22 protein-coding genes are annotated in these 22664 nt (G+C 66.3%); 15 read left to right on the forward strand and 7 right to left on the reverse strand.

Annotation, left to right across the window (positions count from 1 at the left end):
• Positions 1-7: 7 nt before the first annotated feature.
• Positions 8-646 (reverse strand): 2Fe-2S iron-sulfur cluster-binding protein, encoded by a 639-nt coding sequence (locus tag ACIGJB_RS21995; RefSeq protein WP_483734756.1) that lies wholly within the window; start codon positions 644-646, stop codon positions 8-10.
• Between the two features lie 236 nt (positions 647-882).
• Here ACIGJB_RS21995 and ACIGJB_RS22000 point away from each other — a divergent pair, with 236 nt between their 5' ends.
• Together ACIGJB_RS22000 and ACIGJB_RS22005 are read left to right on the forward strand one after the other, a co-directional pair.
• Positions 883-1782: a DUF2950 domain-containing protein gene (locus ACIGJB_RS22000; protein WP_483734398.1), complete on the forward strand. Its 900-nt coding sequence runs from the start codon at positions 883-885 to the stop codon at positions 1780-1782.
• Positions 1779-2906: a DUF3300 domain-containing protein gene (locus tag ACIGJB_RS22005; protein ID WP_483734399.1), complete on the forward strand. Its 1128-nt coding sequence runs from the start codon at positions 1779-1781 to the stop codon at positions 2904-2906. The genes ACIGJB_RS22000 and ACIGJB_RS22005 overlap by 4 nt, the downstream gene beginning before the upstream one ends.
• A gap of 31 nt (positions 2907-2937) precedes the next feature.
• Here the strand turns inward: ACIGJB_RS22005 and ACIGJB_RS22010 are convergent, their stop codons facing one another.
• Positions 2938-3888, reverse strand: a complete 951-nt coding sequence (locus tag ACIGJB_RS22010) for a LysR family transcriptional regulator (RefSeq protein WP_483734400.1) — start codon at positions 3886-3888, stop codon at positions 2938-2940.
• Positions 3889-3988: 100 nt separating this feature from the next.
• Here ACIGJB_RS22010 and ACIGJB_RS22015 point away from each other — a divergent pair, with 100 nt between their 5' ends.
• The 5 genes from ACIGJB_RS22015 to ACIGJB_RS22035 all read left to right on the forward strand — a co-directional run bounded on the left by ACIGJB_RS22015 (position 3989) and on the right by ACIGJB_RS22035 (position 10583).
• The gene (locus ACIGJB_RS22015; protein WP_483734401.1) at positions 3989-4774 is read left to right on the forward strand and encodes a gamma-glutamyl-gamma-aminobutyrate hydrolase family protein; all 786 of its coding nucleotides are present in this window, start codon (positions 3989-3991) and stop codon (positions 4772-4774) included.
• Between the two features lie 33 nt (positions 4775-4807).
• On the forward strand, positions 4808-5905 hold the full coding sequence (locus ACIGJB_RS22020; RefSeq protein WP_483734402.1) for a M14 family metallopeptidase: 1098 nt from the start codon (positions 4808-4810) through the stop codon (positions 5903-5905).
• Positions 5906-5952: 47 nt separating this feature from the next.
• A complete protein-coding gene (locus tag ACIGJB_RS22025; protein ID WP_483734403.1) occupies positions 5953-7257 on the forward strand; it encodes an MFS transporter in 1305 nt (434 codons plus the stop codon).
• A gap of 126 nt (positions 7258-7383) precedes the next feature.
• Entirely contained in the window at positions 7384-8466 is a 1083-nt protein-coding gene (locus ACIGJB_RS22030; protein WP_483734404.1) for a porin, read from the forward strand.
• Between the two features lie 200 nt (positions 8467-8666).
• The gene (locus tag ACIGJB_RS22035) at positions 8667-10583 is read left to right on the forward strand and encodes a PAS domain S-box protein (protein WP_483734405.1); all 1917 of its coding nucleotides are present in this window, start codon (positions 8667-8669) and stop codon (positions 10581-10583) included.
• A 30-nt stretch (positions 10584-10613) separates the two neighbouring features.
• On the opposite strand, the gene ACIGJB_RS22040 is transcribed toward ACIGJB_RS22035, so the two are convergent.
• From ACIGJB_RS22040 to ACIGJB_RS22050, 3 genes are all read right to left on the reverse strand, one after another.
• Complete coding sequence (locus tag ACIGJB_RS22040) at positions 10614-10736, reverse strand: hypothetical protein (protein WP_483734406.1); 123 nt, start codon at positions 10734-10736, stop codon at positions 10614-10616.
• 60 nt (positions 10737-10796) lie between these two features.
• Complete coding sequence (locus ACIGJB_RS22045) at positions 10797-11195, reverse strand: DUF1801 domain-containing protein (RefSeq protein WP_483734407.1); 399 nt, start codon at positions 11193-11195, stop codon at positions 10797-10799.
• Positions 11196-11296: 101 nt separating this feature from the next.
• Positions 11297-12256 carry a LysR family transcriptional regulator gene (locus tag ACIGJB_RS22050; RefSeq protein WP_483734408.1) on the reverse strand — a complete coding sequence of 320 codons (960 nt, stop codon included), beginning with the start codon at positions 12254-12256 and terminating at the stop codon, positions 11297-11299.
• A gap of 125 nt (positions 12257-12381) precedes the next feature.
• Here ACIGJB_RS22050 and ACIGJB_RS22055 point away from each other — a divergent pair, with 125 nt between their 5' ends.
• The 6 genes from ACIGJB_RS22055 to ACIGJB_RS22080 all read left to right on the forward strand — a co-directional run bounded on the left by ACIGJB_RS22055 (position 12382) and on the right by ACIGJB_RS22080 (position 17848).
• Entirely contained in the window at positions 12382-13611 is a 1230-nt protein-coding gene (locus tag ACIGJB_RS22055) for an acyl-CoA dehydrogenase family protein (protein ID WP_483734409.1), read from the forward strand.
• Complete coding sequence (locus tag ACIGJB_RS22060; protein ID WP_483734410.1) at positions 13611-14732, forward strand: NAD(P)H-dependent flavin oxidoreductase; 1122 nt, start codon at positions 13611-13613, stop codon at positions 14730-14732. The genes ACIGJB_RS22055 and ACIGJB_RS22060 overlap by 1 nt, the downstream gene beginning before the upstream one ends.
• 45 nt (positions 14733-14777) lie before the next feature.
• Positions 14778-15779 (forward strand): Bug family tripartite tricarboxylate transporter substrate binding protein, encoded by a 1002-nt coding sequence (locus ACIGJB_RS22065; protein WP_483734411.1) that lies wholly within the window; start codon positions 14778-14780, stop codon positions 15777-15779.
• The gene (locus ACIGJB_RS22070) at positions 15776-17020 is read left to right on the forward strand and encodes a CaiB/BaiF CoA transferase family protein (RefSeq protein WP_483734412.1); all 1245 of its coding nucleotides are present in this window, start codon (positions 15776-15778) and stop codon (positions 17018-17020) included. Before ACIGJB_RS22065 ends, ACIGJB_RS22070 begins: the two co-directional genes overlap by 4 nt.
• 257 nt (positions 17021-17277) lie before the next feature.
• A complete protein-coding gene (locus tag ACIGJB_RS22075) occupies positions 17278-17538 on the forward strand; it encodes a hypothetical protein (RefSeq protein ID WP_483734228.1) in 261 nt (86 codons plus the stop codon).
• A 49-nt stretch (positions 17539-17587) separates the two neighbouring features.
• A complete protein-coding gene (locus ACIGJB_RS22080; protein WP_483734413.1) occupies positions 17588-17848 on the forward strand; it encodes a hypothetical protein in 261 nt (86 codons plus the stop codon).
• Positions 17849-18098: 250 nt separating this feature from the next.
• Here the strand turns inward: ACIGJB_RS22080 and ACIGJB_RS22085 are convergent, their stop codons facing one another.
• Both ACIGJB_RS22085 and ACIGJB_RS22090 read right to left on the reverse strand, forming a co-directional pair.
• Positions 18099-18602 (reverse strand): hypothetical protein, encoded by a 504-nt coding sequence (locus ACIGJB_RS22085; RefSeq protein ID WP_483734414.1) that lies wholly within the window; start codon positions 18600-18602, stop codon positions 18099-18101.
• Positions 18603-18697: 95 nt separating this feature from the next.
• On the reverse strand, positions 18698-19582 hold the full coding sequence (locus tag ACIGJB_RS22090) for a LysR family transcriptional regulator (protein ID WP_483734415.1): 885 nt from the start codon (positions 19580-19582) through the stop codon (positions 18698-18700).
• A 135-nt stretch (positions 19583-19717) separates the two neighbouring features.
• Between ACIGJB_RS22090 and argC the strand changes: the two genes are divergently transcribed.
• Both argC and ACIGJB_RS22100 read left to right on the forward strand, forming a co-directional pair.
• Positions 19718-20641: an N-acetyl-gamma-glutamyl-phosphate reductase gene (argC, locus tag ACIGJB_RS22095; protein WP_483734416.1), complete on the forward strand. Its 924-nt coding sequence runs from the start codon at positions 19718-19720 to the stop codon at positions 20639-20641.
• Between the two features lie 849 nt (positions 20642-21490).
• Positions 21491-22660: an efflux RND transporter periplasmic adaptor subunit gene (locus ACIGJB_RS22100; RefSeq protein WP_483734417.1), complete on the forward strand. Its 1170-nt coding sequence runs from the start codon at positions 21491-21493 to the stop codon at positions 22658-22660.
• The last annotated feature ends 4 nt before the right edge of the window (positions 22661-22664 follow it).

A 22664-nucleotide genomic window follows, 5' to 3' on the forward strand; every position in this document is an offset into this window, starting at 1 on the left:
GGCTCCCTCAGGCAGGTGGCCGCGCGCCGGGCGCGTCGAAATCGATCCCCATCTGGCCGCTCTCGATCTGCTGGAGCCGCAGCATCAGGTTGCCCGGGCGCAGCGTCTGCGCGGCGATCATGCGCCGCACGAACAGGCCGAGATGGTTGGGGCGGATATGCTCCGGGCAAGCCAGCGTGCACAGGTTGCACATGACGCATTCGTCGAACACCCGGCTCGCCGCGGTCAGCCTGCCTTCTACGGCGCTGCGCACGCCCTCTTGTACTTCGAGTCCCTTCGGGCACGCGCGATCGCAGCCGCTGCAATGACGGCAATGGGCAGCCTCCGGGAATACGCTGGCGATCGTGCCCAATGCGTCCCAGCTGTCGCCGATCTCCTCGATGCGGTAGACGTGCCGCTCCGACTCCGTGAAATAGTCCAGGAAGGCCACCTGCATGCCGTCTTCGACCAGCGTCTCGCAGGCCAGCGCGGTCTTCACGTCGGGATCGCCGGTGCGCCGCACCATGACGCGGCAGGAACCGCATACGCCCTGGCCCATGCAGCCGACGCCTTCGACCAGCGTTTCGCCGGCATGCACGAACGCCTGCAGGATGGAGCAATTGGCGGGCGCCTCGACCGGGCGCCCTTCGATGCTCATACGAACCAGTCCCATCTTCTCGCCCCTGTCGGAGGCGCCGTAGGCGCCATACTGGCGTTTCCGCCGAAAAGGTCATATAAACCCTAGCACAGCGGAGGGTTTTGCAAAGGGAGCGTCGCATGCTTGCTTACTGGAACCCCCTTTTTCTGGTCGCCAGCGTCACCGCGCACGCGACCGCGATACTTCCGGTCATGCTCAGCGTCGCACTACGCCGGACGGAAATTCGTGACCACTGGCTGGGGATTATGAAAAGACCATCGGGTAACCTGAGGAAGTCCATCGCTGCACTGAGTTGTACCTGCCTGCTCGGCCTGGCCGCCACGCATGCCCTGGCAGTGCAGTATTTCGACACCCCGGACGCTGCCATGAATGCCTTCGGCAAGGCGATCCGCGACAATGACGAAGCGGCAATGCAGGGCATGCTGGGCGCCAACTATCGCGACATCATTCCGCCAGCCGGCGCCGGCGTTCGCAGCCGCTTCGACAGTGCCTGGGCCGTGTCGCACCGCGTGCAGCAAACTGGCAAGCGCGCCACGATCGCCGTGGGCAACGACGGCTGGACCCTGCCCGTGCCACTGGTTCAGTCGGGCAAGGGATGGCAGTTCGACACCCAGGCCGGCGCCCGCGAAATGCGCGTGCGCCGCATAGGCCGGAACGAACTGGCCGTGATCCAGACCCTGCAGGCTATCTGCGATGCGCAGGACGAGTACGCGCAGACCACCCATGACGGCGAGAAGCGGATGGTCTATGCCAGCATGCTGTCGAGTTCCCCCGGCAAGCACGATGGCCTTTACTGGCCGACCGGCCCGCAGGAGGCACCCAGCCCGCTCGGCCCCGCCTTCCGCGACGCCGGCGCGCGCAACGCCAGCCCGGAGGGCTACCACGGCTACCAGTACAAGCTGCTGACCGCTCAAGGGCCGCACGGCGATGGCGGTGCCTTGAACTACATGGTCGACGGCAGGCTGTTCGGCGGCTTCGCTGTCATGGCGTGGCCGGTCCGCTATGGCGACACCGGCGTGATGAGCTTCATCGTCAACCACAACGGGCAGGTCTACCAGCGCGACCTTGGTCCCGGCACCGCCGCCAAGGCCGCGGCGACGAAGTCCTTCGATCCGGCGCCCGGCTGGAAGAAGGTGTCGCCATGAAGCCGCGCATCCTGACCACCGCCTGCTGTGCCGTGCTGATGCTGGGCGCATGCCAGACCGCTGCGCCGCCATCCTCAGCGGGACCGGCGCCCGCAGTGCCCGGCGCTCCCGTGCCGCAAGCGCAGGGCGAGCCGGCGCCCTACAAGGCTGAAGAGATCGAGGCCATGGTCGCGCCGATTGCGCTCTACCCGGATCCCCTGCTCGCGCAGGTCCTGATGGCGTCGACCTACCCGCTTGAAGTCACGCTGGCCGCGCGGTGGGTCAAGGCGCATCCGGATCTCAAGGGCGACGCGGCGGTCAAGTCGGTACAGGGTGAAACGTGGGATGTCAGCGTGAAGTCGCTGGTGGCGTTCCCGCAGATCCTGGAACCGATGAGCGACAAGCTCGACTGGACCCAGAAGCTGGGCGATGCCTTCCTGGCCCAGCAAAAGGACGTGTTCGATGCCGTGCAACGCCTGCGCGCGCGTGCGCGGCAGGCCGGGCACCTGGAGTCTGGGCCGCAGCAGACCGTGACCGTCGCAACGGCCGGCGGGGCCGGCGCGCCGCAGACCATCGTGCGCATCGAGCCCACCAACCCGGACGTGGTGTATGTGCCGGCCTACGATCCGGCCGTCGTCTACGGGGGCTGGGGCTATCCGGCGTATCCGTACTACTACTGGCCGCCCTATGGCGCCTATTACCCGCCCGGCGCCGCTATCGGCAGCGGCATCGCCTTTGGCATCGGCCTGGCCGCCGCCGCCGCGATCTTCGGCAACTGCGACTGGAACAACGGCGGGGTCCATGTGGAGCACCACAAGGCCAGGAACATCGACCGCAACTTCGACGCGAGCAAGCTCCAGGGCGACCGCTGGCAGCACGACGCGCGGCACCGCCAGGGCGTTGCCTACCGCGACAATGCCACGCGCGAGAAGTTTGGCCGGAGCACGGCCGGCGCGTCGGGTCGCAGCGGCTTTCGCGGGCGCGATGCGGGCGGCGGCCGGGACAATGGCTTCCAGGGCGTGGGCGCTGGCGGCGGTGCCGTGCAGCGGGACTTCAATCGGGGCAGCTCCAGCCTGCGGTCCGGCGCGGGCCGCGGTGGTGGATTTGGCGGCGGACGTGGAGGACGCGGCGGCGGCCGCCGGTAGCCCACGCTAATGCCGGCGAGCCATGCCCCGCCTATCCTGGCCGGCCGGCGCTTGCCCTGGCCGCCGCGATTTCGCCTGCCACGGCGTCAAACAGGCGGCGCACCAGTCCGAACGCCTTTTCGGTCGCGGGGGCCAGGGTTCGTTGGCTCGGCCGGACAATGCCCAGGGTCATGTCCAGCGTTAGCGGCGGCGTCACATCGAGTGTCGCCATGACGCCCGAGCGCACGGCGGCCAGCATGGCAATGTCAGTCGCCGGCACGATCGCGTCGCTGGATGCGACGATCTCCCGGACCGTGCCCAGGTCATCGGCAATCAACGCAAACTGGTCGAGCACCGGCGCCGGCAAGTCATAGCGTTGCCCCAGCTGCATCAGCATGGATGGTTCCACATAGCCGGTCGCGATCAGCGGATACCGGCGCAGCGTCTTGCTGTCGATCTCGCGCTCCCCGGCCAGCGGATGGCCGGTGCGGGCGTACCAGCCGAAGGTGCTGCGATGCAGCGGCTCGACGGAGAGTTCCGGATGCCCCTGCGCCATGCGGATGTCGCCAACGAAGAAGTCCAGCCGCTCGGCCAGCAGGGCGTCGAGCAGGCGGTCAGACGTTTCGATCAGGCTGCGCAGCCGCAAGCCGGGAGAGGTCCTCAGCAGCTCCGCCAGCATCGGCCGGAGTATCGGTTCCGCGAGCGACGAACCCATCCCCATCGACACCGTGCCGAGATCGCCGGTGCGCATGAGGTCGAGCGTCCGGATCGCTTCTTTTTCATCCAGCACCATCCGGCGTGCGCGGGAAGCGTAGGCGTGGGCGTAAACGGTGGGTTGCAGCCGCCGGTCGCTGCGATCGAACAACGGTACGCCCAACCCGTCTTCCAGCGCGCGGATGCTGCGCGACAGGGCGGGCAGGCTCAGGTGGACGGTTTCCGCCGCCGCGAGCAGCGAGCCGCTATCGAGAACCGCCAGAAAGTGACGCAATTGCCGTGTGTTCATGGTGGCTTGCGGAGTCTGCAACCAAATATCAATTTAGTTGCAATATACAGAAGTATGCCGCCTCCCTACACTGCGCTCGTCTTCCCATGCACGCCGAGCCATGCCAGCCGCACATCGTTCCCCCGCCCGTCGCCCGGTCGTGGCCATCATCACCGACCGCATCGAACTGTATAACCACGTCGCCTATTCGGCCTTCGATGGCTACGTTCGCGCCGTCGCATCGGCGGCAGGGGCGCTGCCGCTGTTGCTGCCGGCCTGCCCGGAAGCCATGGACGCCGACACGCTGATCGACGCGGTGGACGGCATCCTGCTGACCGGCAGCCCGTCCAACGTGGCGGCGGAGCGCTACGGCGCCGCGCCGCTACCGGCCTCCACCAAGCAGGACCTGGCCCGCGACGCCACGGTGTTGCCGCTGTTGCCACGGCTCATCGCCGCTGGCGTGCCACTGCTTGGCATCTGCCGTGGATTCCAGGAACTGAACGTGGTCTACGGCGGCACGCTGGAGCGCGCCGTGCACGACCAGCCGGGACGGCTCGACCACCGGGAAGGTGATCACGAGCGGCCGATCGCGCAGTGGTACGAGGATCGCCATGCGATCCAGGTCGTGCCCGGCGGCCGGCTGGCGGCGATTGCGCCGGACGGCTCCTGCCTCGTCAACTCCCTGCACCACCAGGGCATCGAGCGCCTCGGCGACGGCCTGCGTGTCGAAGCCACCGCCCCGGACGGGCTGGTGGAGGCCTTGTCGGTCGCGGCAGCGCCGCAGTTCACGCTGGCCGTGCAATGGCACCCGGAAATGCGCGTGGGCGACAGCGCCCTGGCGCACCGCATCTTTGCCGCGTTCGGCGACGCGTGCGCGCAGCGCGCCCGTGCCCGCGCCGGCCAATGAGTACCCCGTCCCTACTGTAGAAGCGCAGCATCCATGCACATCCTCGACCTCCGATCGCTCTTCAGCCGCAACTACGCCGAAGCGCGCGAAAAATTCCTCGGCGCAGCGGCGCGCCGTGGCCTGGCCGTGGAGTCGTTCGAACTCCCGATGCGCGGGGCCGACGGCGAGACGCTGGCGACCGACGTCGTGCTCGATGGGCCGGCCGATGCGCGCAACTTGCTGATCGTCATCAGCGGCGTACACGGGGTGGAAGGCTATTGCGGCTCCGCGATCCAGACCGGCCTGCTCGGGCTGGGCGCCACCCATGCGGCGCACACCGCGGTGCTGCATGTCCACGCGGTCAACCCGTACGGGTTCTCCTACTCGCGGCGCGCCACGCAGGAAAATGTCGACCTCAACCGCAACTTCGTCGACTTCTCGGCCCCGCTCCCGGTCAACGCGCCCTATGCGGAAATCCATGACTTGCTGCTGCCCGACGCGTGGCCGCCCGTCGACGCCAACGAGGCCATCCTCGACGGCTACCGTCAGAAGGTGGGCGCACGCGGCTTCCAGCGCGCCGTGTCACTGGGCCAGTACGCGTTTGCCGACGGCATGCATTTCGGCGGCCAGGCGCCGGCGTGGAGCAACGTCACGTTCCGCCGCATCCTGCGCCGCTACGCCGCGCAAAGCCGGCAGATCGGCTCCATCGACATCCACACGGGCCTTGGCCCGTACGGCGTGGGCGAGCGCATTTTTGCGTGCGTGGACACGGACGGCGCGCTCGAGCGCGCACGCCGCTGGTGGGGCGAGCAGGTGACGTCGGTCAATACCGGCAGCTCCACCAGCATCCCGATGACCGGGCCGATCCAGTACGCCTTGTACGAGGAATGCCCGCAGGCGGTCCAGACCAATGTCTGCCTTGAGTTCGGAACGTATCCGACGCAGCAGGTCATCGGCGCCATGCGCGCCGAACACTGGCTGCAGCGCCGCGGCAGCACGGACAGCAGGCAGGCCGCATCCATCCGCCAGACCCTGAAGGACGCCTTCTATCCCCAGGCCGACGACTGGCAGCGCGACATCTGGGAACAGGGGTGCGAGGTATTCCTGCAGACCGTGCGCGGGCTCGCCGAGACCACCGCCGGCGCGGCCTGATTGCGCCGCCGCGCAGAACAACGACAGCCATGCATTACGGAGACAACATGCCCGCTTCCACCCTACTCGATACGGGGCACCCGCCCGCACCGGCCGCCGCGCGCCCGGTGATCGGCCGCGCCGCCGTGGCCGCCGCCGTCGCCGGCAACGCGCTGGAGTTCTACGACTTCGTCATCTACGCCTACTTCGCCGTCTATATCGGCCGTGCCTTCTTCCCGGTCGGTGGCGAGTTCGGCAGCCTGCTGCTGTCGGCCGCCACCTTTGGCGTCGGCTTCTTTACCCGGCCGCTCGGCGCGATCCTGATCGGCGCGCTGGCGGACCGCGCCGGACGCAAGCCGGCCATGATCCTGACCGTCGCGCTCATCACGGTCGGCACGCTGGGCATGGCCGCAACACCCAGCTATGCCTCGATCGGCATCGCGGCACCGCTGATCGTCGTGGCATGCCGGCTGCTGCAGGGCCTCGCGCTGGGCGGTGAAGTCGGCCCCGCCACGGCGTTGCTGGTCGAGGCCGCGCCGCCGGGCCAGCGCGCCCTGTATGCGAGCTGGCAGCTGGCCAGCCAAGGCATCGCGGTCGCTGTCGGCGGCTTGCTGGGCGTCGCCGTATCGCTGGCGTTGACGGCCGAGCAACTGGCGGCGTGGGGATGGCGCGTGCCGTTCCTGATCAGCATCGTGCTGGTGCCCGTGGCCGTGAAGATCCGGCGCAGCCTGCCCGAGACCTTCGAGGCCGGCACCACTCACAGCACCGGCGAGATCCTTGGCGGCGTGGTGCGCCGCTACCGCAGCTACCTGATCCTTGGCGTGCTCATGACGCTGGCCGGCGCGGTGTCGTCGCAGATCGGCAACTACATGACCACCTATGCCATCCAGACCCTGCACCTGCCCGCGACGCTGGCGCAGACCAGCGCGCTGGCAGGCGGCGCACTGACCTTCGTGTTCGCGCTGCTGGGTGGCTGGCTGTGCGATCGCCGCGGCCGCAAGATCGTGCTGGTGCTGCCCCGGGTGCTGCTGATGCTGCTGATCGTGCCGATGTTCTCGTGGCTGATCGCGGCGCCCAGCGCGTTCAGCTTCCTGACCGTAACGGCGGTGATCGCCGCGCTGACCGCCATGAGTGCGGCGGCGGCCATGGTCGTCATTCCCGAACTGCTGCCCGCGTCGTTCCGCAGCACCGGCATTTCCCTCGTCTACGCCATCGGCACGACGCTTTTCGGCGGCACCACGCAGTTCGCGGTGACCGGGCTGCTGGCCTGGACCGGCAACCCGATGTCGCCGGCCTGGTACCTGGCCATCACCAGCCTTGTCAGCCTGGTGGCGATGTGGATGCTGCCCGAAACCCGCGATGTAGAAATCTGATGCGGCGCGGGATCCGTTGATCCCGCCGCGCCCCCACCGTTCGCTCAGAAAAAGCACGGCCCCGCCGGGGGCCGCGGGGAAACGTCTTGCCCGCAACGACGACATGCAGAGACCAAGGGAGAATCCGTGAAGCGATTTACCATCACCAGCCTGGCACTGGCGTGCCTCGGCACGGCCGCGCACGCCGAACAAGGCGTCAGCATCTACGGCAGCGTCGACGAGGGCATTACCTACACCAGCAATGTTCGCGGCCATTCCCTGGTGGCGACCCAGGACGGCATCAACAAGGCAAATGCCCTTGGCTTTACCGGATCGGAAGATCTGGGCGGCGGCAAGCAGGCCTTCTTCCGGCTGGAAAACGGCTTCTCGGTCGACACGGGTGCGCTCGGACAAGGCGGCCTGATGTTCGGCAAGCAGGCATTGGTCGGCCTCGGCGACCGGGACATCGGCGATATCTCGCTGGGTCGCCAGTACGACTTCGCCTATCAGATGCTGCGCTACCTGCCGTGCCTGCAGTGCGGCATCCACAGCGTCGAGAACGCCGACCTGGACCGTGTCTCGGGACAGCGCCTTAACGATTCGATCCAGTTCCTGAGCAAGGAATTCGGTGGCTTGCGGTTCGGGGGCATCTACAGCTTCGGCACGGACTCCGGCAATTCGTCGACCAACAAGGGCCGCGCCATCAGCGGGCTGGCCCAGTACAGTGCGGCAGCTTTTTCGGCTGGCGTTGCCTACACCGATATCAACGGCGCGCCGGTCTATGCGGGCCTGACGGGCGCCCCCGCCATGTTTGGCCGTCCGCTGACGCCAGCCACCACGCTGTTTGCCGATAAGCAGCGCATCATTGCCACGGGCGCGTCCTACCAACTGCAGTCGCTGAAGCTGTCGGCGCTCTATACCAATACGGACCTGGCGTTTGCCGGCCACCACTCGCGCGACCAGGTTCTCCACATGGGCGGCGAATACCAGTTCAATGGCAACGTCCTGCTGTCCGGCAAGGTCTCGCTCGACCGGCTCGACAGCTCGCGCTGGATCACGCTTTCCGCCGGGGTCGACTACCGGTTCTCCAAGCGAACCGACGTGTATCTCGACCTGCACGCCCAGCGCGCCAGCGGCGCCTCGGGCACGGTGGCGTCGATCGCCATGGCGGGAACTTCGTCCTCGGACAAGCAGTTCCTGTCACGCGTCGGCATCCGCCACCTGTTCTGAACCCTGGCGCATTATCGGGCCGTCCTATCGCCTTGCCCGTATTGGGCCTTTGCTTGTACGCGATACGGCATCCGGACGCGTTGCTCAAATCAGCCCCGGGGCAATGTGCACCGAACGACGGGCGGCATGTAGGATGGAACCGGACAGCAGACCGGCGGGCTTTAGGCCACTATTGCGGGAGCCCTATCGCTGATCCCTCCATGTCGCCATCCGGCCCGCCCGCCAGCCCCGTCGTCGCGCCTGAACGGCGCGATATCTTCCGCACGCTCGTCGAAACGATTTCGGACTACGCGATCTTCCTGCTCGACACGGACGGTACGGTCATGAGCTGGAACCGGGGTGCGCAGCGCATCAAGGGGTACGAGGCGGCGGAGATCATTGGCTCACATTTCTCGCGCTTCTATTCCGAGGACGCCATCGCGCGCGGCTGGCCGCAGAAAGAGCTGGAGCTGGCCCGGCGGCATGGCCGCCTGGAAGACGAAGGCTGGCGCATCCGCAAGGACGGTACCCGCTTCTGGGCCAATGTCCTGATCACCGCCCTGCACAACGAGGCCGGTGAAGTGATCGGCTTTGCCAAGGTCGCGCGGGACATGACCGAGCAGATGAAAGGCGCAGCCAAGCTGCGCGAAAGCGACGAGACGTTTCGGCTGCTGGTGCTGAACGTCAAGGACTACGCGATCTTCATGCTCGACCCGCACGGCCATGTCATCAGCTGGAACGCTGGCGCGGCGCAGATCAAGGGCTACCTGAGCAGCGAAATCGTTGGCCGGCATTTTTCCGTGTTCTACCTGCCCGAGGATATTGCGGCGGGCAAGCCGGAGCGGCTGATCCAGAGAGCCCGCGAGGATGGCAGCGTGCAGGACGAAGGCTGGCGGGTCCGCAAGGACGGCTCGCTGCTCTGGGCCAATGTCACGCTCACGGCCATCTACGACGAGCATCGCCAGTTGCGCGGCTTCGCGAAAGTGACTCGCGACATGAGCGAGCGCAAGAAGCTCGAAGAGGTCGAAGCCTCGGCGCAGCGCATGAAGGAATTCCTTGCCACCCTGGCCCACGAACTGCGCAACCCGCTGGCGCCGATGTACAGCGCCACGTCCGTGATGGAACGGGCGCCCGGGGACGAAGCGCTGGTCAGGGCCAATCTCGGCATCGTTGCGCGCCAGCTCAGGCACCTTACCCGGCTCGTGGACGATCTGCTCGACGTTGGCCGCATCGCCGCCGGCAAGCTCGAACTGCGCCGCTCGGTGATTGCCATCCGCGAGGTCATCGCGGCCGCTGTCGAGGGAAGCGCGCCGGCACTCGACGCCAGGGCGCAGCGCCTCGCCATGGATCCGGACAACGTGGAATTCCACGTCTTCGGCGATCTCACGCGGCTGGCGCAAGTGCTGCAGAACCTGCTGATCAACGCGTCCAAGTTTTCGCCGGAAGGGACCACGATCACGCTGCGCACCCAACTCAATGGGCGCACCGGGCAGGTTTCCATTAACGACCAGGGTTGCGGCATCGCTCAGGAGGCCCTGTCAAAAGTGTTCAACCTGTTCGTGCAGGGCGGCCATCCGGGCCAGACCGGCACTGGCGGACTCGGTATCGGATTGTCGTTGTGCCGGTCGATCATCGAGCTGCACGAAGGTTCGATTACGGCGGCGAGCCCGGGCGTCGGCCTGGGCAGCACGTTCAGCGTCAGGCTGCCGATCGTCACCGAGCGGCACACTTCTGCTGCGCCGTTCATCGCCCGTACCCGTGCCGGGCTCAACATCCTGGTGGTCGACGACAATCGCGATGCGGCCGACAGCATGGGGCTGCTGCTCCAGATGACCGGCCATGCCATCAAGGTGGCCTATGACGGCGTCACGGCCCTGCGCAGCGTGGAAGACTTCACGCCGGACGTGGCGTTGATTGACCTTGCCATGCCTGACATGGACGGATTCGAACTCATGCGCGAGCTGCGCGACTACGCGCACCTTCACCACACCCGTTTCTACGCCCTCACGGGTTTTGGCGAGCCTGGCATCAGGGAAGAAACGTCGCAGGCCGGCTTTCACGGACACATCGTCAAGCCGGTCGATATCGATGCGCTGGCCGAGATCCTGCGCAGCGCCGGCGCCGATCCTGCCAGGTGACGTCGGGGCGAACCCTGGCTGTTTCCGCCTTCACTTCGGCTTGCGCGGGAAATACGTCACCGGCAAGTCGCACCTTGCCGTGGGGAACTGCCGGGCCATGGCCTCATGCAACGGTCCAAACAGGCCGAATTCGGCCACCTGCAGCACCACCATCCCGCTCTCCGGATACGCGCTGGCCCTGGACGACCGCACCGGCGTCGGCGAGGCCGGCGGTCAGCGCCGGTGCTTCGACTGATTCAGCGCCACGGCGGCCTGGATCAGTGCCTTCAGCGCCGCCTCGTCGATGTCTTCGCCCTCGTGCAGATCGATGGCGCGCCGGGTATTCCCTTCCAGGCTCGAATTGAAAAGCTGCGAAGGGTCCGCCAGCGACGCCCCCTTGGCGAAGGTCATCTTCACGACGTTCTTGTAGGTCTCTCCGGTACAGACGATGCCGGCGTGCGACCACACCGGAACGCCCCGCCACTTCCACTCTTCAACCACGTCCGGATCCGCGGCCCGGATGAGCTTGCGGATGCGGGCGAGCATTTCGCCGCGCCAGTCGTCCAGCTCACGGATTCTCTCGTCGATCAGTTGGGAAGGAGACTTGCCGTCCTGCACCTCGGGGTTCTTCATGTCCGCGCTCCTGAAGCCAAGACGCACATTCTAGCTTTCCCGAAGCCCGCCCATGGCTTGGCAACGCGCCGGGTGTCGGTGCCCGGCAGACAGCGGCCCCTTTACCGTCGCCACTGCCCTTCACGGATCAAGGCATCCGCGATCCCCGGAATCATTTGCGCCACGCGCCGCGCCGCCGTGGTGAACGGTCGCTGGCTGCTCGTGGCCAGCACCACGGTCTGCCGCATGGCACGGTCCGCCATTGGCACCGCTTCGAACATCCCGCTTTCCAGTTCGGCGCTTACCGCGTGATACGGCAACACGGTAAAGGCGGCATGATCCGTGACCATGCGCTTGATCACGACGGATGACGAGGCTTCCATGCAGACGTCGAGGCTAACGTCCTGCGCGCTGGTCATTTCCTCGAGCAGGCTGCGGATGGCATTCGGCGGCACCGGCAACACAAGCGGCAGCCCGCCGAGCTGGCGTAGCTGCATGGCAGCCGGCGCCGCGCCCGTGGCGCGCCAGTGCGCGCGCATTGCATCGCGCCGCCCGACCAGCATCAGCGGCGTTTCCAGCAGCCGGCGGTAACTGTTCCGGCCCTCCGCCCGATAGCGGTTCACCACGGCCAGGTCGATGCTGCCCTGTGTCAGGCGAGCCTCGATTTCACCGCTGTAGCCCTCCACGATGCGCAAGCGCACTGCCGGCATGCGCGCCTGCACTGCCGCGAAAAGGCGGCTCGACATCAACGGCGCCACCGCCGGCACCAGCCCGACCGTCAGCACGCCAGTCACGTTGCCGGCCTGCGCGCGCGCCGACTCCACCAGTTGCCGGGCGCCGGCAAGCAACGGCTCCGCATCGCCCAGCACCTGCTCCGCCAGCGCCGTCGGCCGCACGCCGCGACCCGTGCGATAGAACAGCGCGCCCCCGAACGTCTTTTCCAGCAGGCCGATCTGCCGGCTGATGGCCGACTGCGCGAGGCCAAGCTGCGCGGCGGCGCCCGAGACGCTGCGCGCATGCGCCACGGCAATAAACGTCGCCAGCGCCTTCAGTGTGAGTTCCTGTTCCGTCTCTGCCTGCATCCGTCTTCCCCGCTATCCAATCAAGAGATATCTGCTTTCTCGATTCGTCATTGATCGCAGGATATCGGCTCTTTATCGTAAGAAGCAACCACCCCCCACACAAAATACCAAGGAGACAAGCCCACATGCCGCTGACCGCTCACAACCACCCGCTGGCGCCGCTCAATGCGCAGGACGCCGCGTTGCTTGGCCGTGTGCAGCAACTGGTGCAGGACACCATCGGTCCCAAGGCCAATGCCGTGAACCGCGATGATGACTTCGCCTGGGAGACCTTCCGCACGCTGGCGGACACCGGCATCGTCGCCACGGCGTTCCCTCGGGAACTGGGCGGCTCCGAGGCGTCCATGCTGCTGCGCGTCAGGATCATCGAGGAGATTGCACGGGTGTGCAGCACCGCGGCGTCGATCATCACCGGCACCGACCTGTCGTCGCGGCCCATCGTGGCCGGCGGTTCCCCGGACCTCTGCGCACGGATCGTCCCGGAGCTGGCCCGCGGCGAAACGCAGTCCGCGTTTGCGCTGACCGAACCCGGCGCCGGGTCGGACCTGGCGCGGCTGGGCACGACGGCAACCCGTGATGCGGGCGACTACCGCCTCACGGGCGTGAAGAAATTCATTACGCGCGCCACGGTGGCCGATATGTTCGTGGTGGTGGCCTCGCTCGCCGACGGCCCCGGCGGCAGCCGCGGCCTCACGGCCTTCCTGGTGCCGCGCGACGCCGAAGGATTGTCGGTCTCGCCCATCATCCCCAAGCTCGGCTGGCATGGCGTGCCGATTGCCGAAGTGCGGCTCGACAACGTCCGGGTGCCGGCTTCGCATCGCCTTGGCGAAGAAGGCCAGGGCATGGCGCTGGCGCAGGACACGCTGGTCCGGGCACGTGTGGGCCATGCAGCCATCGCGCTCGGGCGCATGACTGGCGCGCTGCAGCTTGCGGCGCAGTATGCGGGGCACCGCCAGGTGTCCGGCAAGGCAGTGGGCGAGCACCAGGGCATTCAATGGATGCTGGCCGACATGGCCGCCCGCATCGAAGCCGCGCGCTGCCTCGTCTACAGCGCCGCGCAGCGCTATGACCGCACGGACCCCGAGACCTCGATCCACGCATCGATCGCCAAGATGCACAGCACGGACCTGTGCATGCGCGTAGTGGTCGATTGCGCGCAGCTGTTCGGCGGCAACGGCTACCTGAACGCGTATCCGATCGAGCGCTTCCTGCGCGACGCCAAGATGAACCAGATTGGCGAAGGCACCAGCGAAGTCCACAAGAACCTGATCGGCCGCTACATCATGAAGACCGCATCGGCCATGGCGCAGCATCCGTGCCTGGACTTCGAACCGGACTTGTTTGGAGCCCAGTGATGGCGACAATTGATAACGCCCCCGTGTCCGATTCCCTGACCAACGCGCTGTGCGCGCGCCTTGGCATCCGATACCCGATTTTCGGGCTGGCGCACAGCATCGAAGTGGCGGCGGCCATCTCGAACGCCGGCGGTCTCGGCGTCTATGCCGCTGCGCGCGACGGCCCCAATGAACTCGCCCACAAGCTGTCCGCACTGCGCGCGCTGTGCCCCGAGGCACCGGTCGGCGTTGACCTGCTGCTGCCGACCTCATTGCCCGGCGCCACCACGCCCGATGACCTGGCGGCGGCCATCCCGGACGGGCATCGCCGCTTTGTCGATGGGCTGTTCGATCGATTCGAGGTCCCTGCGGCCACGCAGGGCAACTTCTTTTCGCAATACGTGCGCTCGCAGGCCTTGTTCGAGGAGCAGGTCACGGCCGTGGCGGAGAGCCGCATGGACGTCTTCGCGGCGGGCGTGGGCACGCCCGCCGGCTGCCTTGCGCGGGTGCGCCAGGCCGGCAAGACCACCATCGCACTGGTCGGAGCGGTCAAGCATGCGCGCAAGGCCATCGAGGCCGGCGTGGACGTGCTGGTGGCGCAAGGCTATGACGCAGGCGGCCATACCGGTGCCATCGGCACCTTCACGCTGGTGCCGCAGATCATCGCCGCTGCGCAAGGCCGGCCGGTTCTGGCCGCGGGTGGCGTCGGCGCGGGAAGCCAGATCGCCGCCGCCCTTGCCATGGGGGCAGAAGGCGCATGGCTCGGTACGGTCTGGCTTGGCAGCGCCGAGCATCGGCTCCCGGCCGCGCTCACCGACAAGCTGATAGCCGCCAGGAGCGAGGACACGGTGATCACACGGGCGCACAGCGGCAAGCCGTGCCGCGTGGTGCGCAGCGCATTCTCCGATGCGTGGGAAGCCCCTGATGCGCCGTCGCCGCTAGACATGCCCTATCAGCAAGCCCTGACCGGGCGGCTGCTGGCAGCAGTCGAAGAGCACGAGGTCGCACCGCTGATGTATGAGGCGGCCGGACAAAGCGTTGCATGGGTGCATGAGATAGAACCCGTGGCGCAGATCATGGCCCGGCTGGTGCGCGAAACGCGACAGTCGCTCGACCACCTTCGTCCCTATCTGCGGGCTTGAGCGAATGCCTCGGCACCAGACCGGACTACGAACAGGAGGAAATCTATGAATCGCCGCACCTTTGCCAGGACTGCCTTTCAGGCAGCGCTGATGACGTCCCTCCCCGGCTTGCCGGCCCTGGCACGCGCGGCCGCTGCGGCAGGGCCGGGAGGCTTTCCCGCCCGGCCGCTGCACGCCGTGGTGCCCTATCCGGTCGGCGGCGTGGTCGACGTGACCTTGCGCGCCGCGCTCGACCGCCTGTCGCTTGACCTGCCGCAGCGCGTGGTGGTCGAGAACCGTCCCGGCGCGGATGGACGCATTGCCATCGAATTTGCCGGCCGGGCGCCTGCGGACGGATATACGCTGCTCGGCGTGTCGCCGGTTCTTGCGGTGGCCCAGACGCTCTATCCGGAGTCCGGCATCCGCATCCAGAACTTCCGCGCGGTTGGTTCGATCGGTGCAGTGCCCTCGGTGTTTGTCGTCCACAACGACGTCCCCGCGAAGACGCTCAAGGAGTTCGCGGCGTGGGCCAAGGCACGGCCCGGCGCGGTCAACGTCCCGGTGCCCGGCACGGGCAGCTCGCTCCATCTCGCGCAGGAACTGTTCTTTGAATCCGCCGGCGTGCGCGTGACCAACGTCGGCTACAAGGGCCAGCCGCCTTCGGTGCTGGACCTCGGGCGCGGGCAACTGCAGTTTGCGCTGCTGTCGCAGAACCTGGCGCTGCCGCTGATCCAGTCGAAGCGCGTGCGCCCGCTGGCAGTGAACGCCACGCGGCGCACGCGGTCGCTGCCGGACATTCCCACCATTGCCGAAGCGGGCTATCCCGAGGCCCTGGTGCAGTCATGGTATGGCCTGGCCGTCCATGCGCGCACCGCGCCGGCCATTGTCGACTACCTCGGCAACGCCTTGCAGTCGGCCCTGGCCACCACGGACGTGCGCAACAAGCTGGCCGCGCTCGATGCCGAAATCCTCGCGCTCGACGCCCGGCAGTTCGACAGTTTCATCCAGTCCGAATCGACGCGGCTGTCCGCGCTGATCAAGGCTCGCGACATCAAGGTGGATGCATGAACCCTCCCTCCCAAACGACTATGGACCACGCCAGGGCAGACTCGCCTGCGCAAGGCCCGCTCGCGGGCCTGCGCATCCTGGACATGGCCACCGTGCTGGCCGCGCCGTTCGCCTGCACGCTGTGCGCCGACATGGGCGCCGATGTGGTCAAGCTCGAACTCCCCGACGGCAGCGACCCGCTGCGCGGACTGGCCCCTGTCAAGGACGGCCTGCCGCTCTACTGGAAGGTCGCGAACCGCGGCAAGCGCGGCATCTCGCTGGATGTACGGCAGCCGGAAGGCCGGGAACTGTTCCTCAAGCTGCTTCCCGGATTCGATGTGCTGGTCGAAAATTTCCGCACCGGCACGCTCGATCGCTGGGGCCTGGATCTCGACACGCTGCGCGCGGCCAATCCGCGCCTGATCATTCTTCGCCTCACTGGCTTCGGGCAGACCGGTCCCTACGCCGCGCGCGCCGGCTTCGCCCGCGTATTCGAGGCCATGAGCGGCTTCACCAACCTGACCGGCGACGCCGGCGGGCAGCCGCTACATATGAACTATCCGGCGGGCGATGTCATGGCAGGGCTGTTCGGCGCCTTCGCCATCGCCACGGCCGCAGCGGAACGCCGTCTGCACCCGGACGCACCGTGCCGCGAGATCGACCTGTCCGCCACCGAAGCGCTGTTCCGCCTGCTGGAGCCGCTCGCCGTGGAGTACGAGCAGCTCGGTCAGGTCCGGCAGCGCGCGGGCAACCGGGCCACCTATACCGCGCCCTCCAACATGTACGCGACGGCGGACGGGCAATGGGTGTCGATGGTCGCGTCATCGAACCCGATCTTCGGGCGCCTGTGCGCGGCGATCGGCCATCCGGAGCTGGCGGACGATCCGCGTTTCGCCACGAACCCCGAACGCGTGCGGCACCTTGAATCGCTCGACCTCATCATCGGCGGCTGGTTCGCCGCGCATGACTACCAGGCGGTTGCCGCGGCGCTGACTGCGCGCGAGATACCGTTCAGCAAGATCTTCTCGATCGCGGACATTGTTGAAGATCCGCACTTCCGTGCCCGTCAGGCAATCGTCCGCCTGCCCGACCCGGACCTCGGCTCCATTCCCGCGCCTTGCCAGGTTCCGCGCTTCTCCGGCTATGCGCCGCTTCCACCGAGAACCGGGCCTGCAGTCGGCGAGCACAACGCGGAAGTCTACGCGGAGGTGGGCCTGACGTGCCGCGACATGGAAAGGCTGCGCGGCGCGGGGGTTCTTTAAAGCGCGACGCGTGCGCATGTGTTTGCCGTATCCAGACAACAGAGCACGGACCTGTTTGCGGGCGTCCAACATGCATGGGCGGCGCCTCCGCATGTCCCTCCGCGGCAGGAGGTATTTTTCTGCTTTATTTTCAATGACTTGATGACTTCTTGATGGTCTGGGCCGCGGGCTGGCACATCCCATGCGTATATGACCTCGAGCGCAACACCAGATGCTCTCTAACCTAAGCAAGACCAGCCTACCCAAGGAGTCACATCATGTCCCTCACCATCCAGAACCTGCCCCTCGAACAAGACCTGGACCACGCCGAGATGGGCGCCGTCCGCGGCGGCAGCCTGTTCCTGAACAATGGCGTCAACGCGATCCTCGGCGGCTCCGGCGTGTCCTTCGCCAGCCCCAACATCATCGTGGCGCCTGTCACGCAGGTCGATGCCTCGACCCGCACCAATGTCGACCTCACGAGCATCAGCAACCTGCTCAACAACGTCGGCGGCATCGTGCAGGCCGCGCAGCACTAAATCGCGTCCCTCTCATCTCGTTGATTCCAGCCTTCCCCAGGAGACCATCATGTCCTTGACCATCCAGAACCTCTCGCTCGAACAAGACCTTGACCACGCCAAGATGGGCGCCGTGCGCGGCGGCAGCATCTTCGTGAATTCTGGCGTGAACGCCATCACCGGTGGCAGTGGCGTTTCGTTCGCCAGCCCGAACACGATCTTCGCGCCGGTTACGCAGGTCGATGCCTCGACCCGCACCAATGTCGATCTGAAGACGATGACGAACACCATTAACAATGTGGGCGGCATCGTGCAGGCCCTGCAGCACTGAAACTCCAGCCTGTTTGCTCCCCTCTCCCGCTTGCGGGAGAGGGGTTGGGGGGAGGGCAGGCGCATGGCAAGCACCGTGGCGCCACACTTCGTGGAAACGCCTGCTCTCTCCCCCGCCCCTCTCCCATAAACGGGAGAGGGGAGACAACCCTCGGGATTTTGACTTTGTCAGCTGTACCAAGGGCAGTGCCACTCACCCAAATTGCTGAGCGTCGAAATGCCCCGATCAGGTCAGCACATTCGGCACCACCCTACTGCACCTTCTTATCCTCGCGTTTCGCTTCCGCCATGGCCTCCGGCTCCAGCTCTTCGGCGGACCGGTTCAGGTGAACGAACAGCCCCCACGAGCCAAGCAGCAAGGCGGTCGATGCAATCAGCCCGGCCGCATAGCGAAGCTGCGATGGATCGTGATGCAGCGCCTTGAAGGTCGCCACCAGCCCTTCGATGGCAAGCGCGACGACCACCACCACCAGGAATCGCGACATGAAACGCCGTACCCGTGTCGGCGCGCTCACGTCAGCCTCCCGGATGACCTCTTCCTCAACGATGGTCTCGGCGATCTGCAATGCGACAACGGCGCCTGCCAGCAACCCCAAAGCTTCAATGACGGATAGCGCGCTTGCCTGGTCCCATTGACTTGCAAACACGGTCAATCCAATGCGAGCAGCAATCGCAATCAACATCAGCGCCGCGCAGGTGAAGAGCACTGCCATCAGCCCATGGACGACCGTGAAGAAGCGCATAAGAGTCTTCATTTTTCTGGTTCCCTTGATGGCAAGTGACGGATCGATACCCCTTCTCAGACGGCAACGGCGCTGTCCCCGTTCATCACCGTGCTCCAGTCTGAAGCCTAGGCTAATCGCAGATCCCGCAACATATCCAATACGTGCTGCGTGGAGCGCTCGACGTACCCCGCGCGATGGGCAACGCCGAGCCGTCGCCACAACGCCGGGCGCAGCGGACGCATGACAATGCGCGGGTCAGGTAATGGCGCCGTCGCCTCATGCGGCAACAGCGAGGCGCCGTAACCGGCAGCGACCAGACTCTTGATCGCGTCGTTGTAGTTGAGCTGGATGCGCGGCGCAGGCTGATACCCACCGGTCGCGAACCACTCCGCAGTCAGACGGGAAAGACGCGTGGTCGCATCATTGAGAATGAGCGGTTGAGAAGCGAGCCATTCAGGCGTGACGCGAGCCGGGCATTGCCAATGCGCCGGCACAAAGGCCATCACGGGGTCGCGCCGCCAAGGCTTGATCACGAGTCCCGCCACCGAGGGCTGAGGCAGTGCGACCAGCCCCACGTCCAGCGTCCCATCCCCCAATCGGGACAACGTTTCCTGGGACGTCAACACTGCAATCTGAATGTCGATAGCGGGATGGTGCTGGCGCAGCCCCTCGAGCGCTTGCGGCAACAGGTGCGCAATCGCGCCCGTCGACGCACCGATCCGCACGCGGCCTTCGAGTCCCTGCACCTGGCGTTGAATATCGTCCAACGCCTGCTCCGCGTCGGCCAGCAGCCGGCGCGCGCGCTCCACCAGCACTTCTCCTATCGCCGAGGGCCTGACCTGCCCGCGCTTGCGCGACAGGAGCGGAGCACCAATGCGGTCTTCAAGGTCAGCGATATGGAGGCTGACTGTTGGCGGGGCCAGATGCAACGCACGCGCCGCGTCGGCAAATGAGCCCCGGTCCGCAATCGCGACCAGGGTACGCAAGCGGTCCAGGCTGATCTCTCGCATAGCGGCGTCCTGATTCAGAAAAGCTGAATGTGGAGGTCATGAAATTCAACTTTCTCTATTGTAGCGTTCAGCCCAATATGGGAACGGTTCTTCGTTCTGCTTACTGTCATCCAACATCATCGGAGTCTTTCACCCATGAGCTCTCCCGTTGTTTTTATCGACGGCGACCAAGGCACCACCGGCTTGCTGATCCACGAACGGCTGCGTAACCGGACCGACATCAGGCTGATGACGCTGGCTGCTGCGGAGCGCAAAGATCTGCGGCGTCGCACAGAAGCCCTCAACGCCTGCGACATCGCCATCCTCTGTTTGCCGGACGCCGCCGCGCGCGAGGCAGTGGCCGCCATTGTCAATCCTGCGGTGCGCGTCATCGATGCAAGCTCCGCCCACCGTACACATCCGGACTGGACTTACGGATTTCCGGAGATGACGCCGGAGCAGGCCGAGAGCATTGCCAACGCACGTCGGGTCACTAACCCTGGCTGCTATCCGACCGGTGCGATCGGCCTGCTGCGCCCGTTGGTGCAGGCTGGACTCATACCGGGCGATTACCCCATCAGCATTCATGCGGTATCCGGCTACTCCGGACGCGGACGCGCCGGCGTGGAGGAATATGAAGGGCCGGGAGCCGCTGACGCGCCTTCATACCAGGTCTATGGGCTGGAACTCGCCCACAAGCACACGCCGGAAATCCGGCAGCACGCCGGGCTCGCGCAGCCTCCTATTTTCGTCCCGGCATACGGGGCGTTCCGCCAGGGCATCGTGCTGACGGTCCCGCTGGCGTTGCGGATGCTGGCACCGGGCGTGAATGGCGCCACGTTGCACGCATGCCTCACGCAGCACTATGCCGAAGCGGACCACGTACATGTCTCGTCGCTGGAGGAATCGTGCGCCATGAAGCATCTGGTTCCGCAACGGCTGAACGGGACGGACGAGATGCGCCTGAGCGTATTTCCTGGCAAGGAACACGGACACGTCCTGCTGTCTGCCGTGTTCGACAATCTTGGAAAGGGTGCCTCCGGCGCTGCGATTCAAAACCTGAACCTGATGCTCGCGTAGAGACTGGGTCGTCGTGCTTGGCAGGCGCCGCTGTTTCGCAGGCGTAGCCTGCGAGTCACTTTTTGTCCGAGCGACAAAAAGTAACCAAAAAACGCGTCGCTTGTCCTAACGGACGAATATTGATCGTAGCGTGCGAAGAATTTCGTACGGGTACTCGCTTCAGAGTCTGCCACGCTGCCTGCCGCGTGGTGCGCGTCCGCCTGCAGGCTCTCCAGCAATGATTGAACCAGCCCCGAACCTGTCCGTGGCCCGACACTGCCACCGTTATCGCATCATCGCCTTCGGCTGCTGCGCGGCTCACTAGTCGGTTAGTCGGGGGTATCACCGGCGCTGGCCCCTCTCTTCCCCTTCGTCTTGTCGTAACCTCAGCTCCCCGTCTGCCAAACACGCCGTCCCCGCAATTCAACGATGAACTAAGAAAAAGCCCGTGCAGAGCACGGGCATAAGGGCTTGAGGACTTGAGTGGAGTCTCTCAGTGCCGGATTCTCACAGGTCGCCGTGCGCAAAGACACCCCCGGACGGGTGATAGCTCGATTCCGAATGACAGCGCTCCGGGAAAGACCATGGCAAAGATGTGCGGCATGCGCAACGCTTTCGCGAAAACCCATCCGTGGCCATGCCCTATAAATTCCTTGAAAGAATCTGAAATATGGAAAGCCGATAATCGGCCGAAACGTTTCCGTAAGTCGGGATAGACTTCTCGGCTACGCAGGGCCGCGGCGGGGCTTGCTGCATTCGGATGGGCTGCCCGGTTGGTTCCGGAAGCGGCCCCGCGCATGACGCTCGCCCCCTGCCCGGCTCCGGCACGCCGACACCATGACTCGCAGGATTTTTTCGCAGGAAATCGCAATGCAACGATCACGCGGCTGCCGGGCCTGGGTTCCGGTTACGCTGGCCATCGCCCTCTCGACGCTCGCCGCATGCGGCAGCAAGAAGGAGGCCGCGGCCCCGCCCCCGCCGCAGGTCAGCGTGGTCACGCTCAAGACCGAACCGGTCACGCTGGACACGCAGTTGCCCGGCCGTACCTCGGCCTTCCGCATTGCCGAAGTGCGGCCACAGGTGGATGGCATCATCCTGCGCCGGCTGTTCAAGGAAGGCAGCGACGTGACCCAGGGCCAGCAGCTCTACCAGATCGACCCTTCCACCTACGACGCGACCTACAAGAGCGCCAAGGCCTCGCTGGAATCGGCGAAGCTGCTGGCCGAGCGCTATGGGCGCCTGGTGGGCGACGAGGCCGTCAGCAAGCAGCAGTATGACGAGGCCAGGGCTGCCTGGCTGCAGGCGCAGGCGACCGTGGACCGCGCGCAGATCAACCTGCGCTATACGAAAGTGCTGGCGCCGATTTCGGGGCGCATCGGACGCTCCAACGTGACCGAGGGCGCGCTGGTGACCAACGGCCAGGCCGGGGCCCTGTCGGTGGTGCAGCAGATCGATCCGATCTACGTCGACGTGACCCAGCCCTCGGCATCGCTGCTGCGGCTGCGACGCGAGCTCGCCAACGGCACCCTGCAAAGCGCCGGCGCCAACGCGGCGCAGGTCAACCTGGTGCTGGAGGACGGCACCAAATATCCGGAAGTCGGCCGGCTGGAGTTCTCGGAGGTCGCCGTGGACCAGGGCACGGGCTCGGTCACGCTGCGCGCCGTGTTCCCGAATCCGCGCCATGAACTGCTGCCCGGCATGTTCGTCCACGCGCGCCTGCGCGACGGCGTGAAGGCCGATGGCCTGCTCGTGCCGCAACAAGGCGTGACGCGCGACATGAAGGGCCAGGCCACGGCGCTGGTGGTCAACGCCAAGGACGAGGTGGAGCTGCGCCAGATCCGCACCGACCGCGTGATCGGCGACAAATGGCTGGTGGCGGACGGCCTCAAGGCCGGCGACCGCGTCATCGTCGAGGGCCTGCAGTTCGTCAAGCCCGGCGCGAAGGTCCGCGTGGCACAGGCCGGCAGCGGGCCAGGCAACCCGCCCGCCGCTGCGTCGGCGGCGTCGGCTGCATCCGCCGCGGTCGCGGCCAAGCCCTGACGGC

The sequence above is a fragment of the Cupriavidus sp. C2SS-8b genome, from assembly GCF_057073745.1.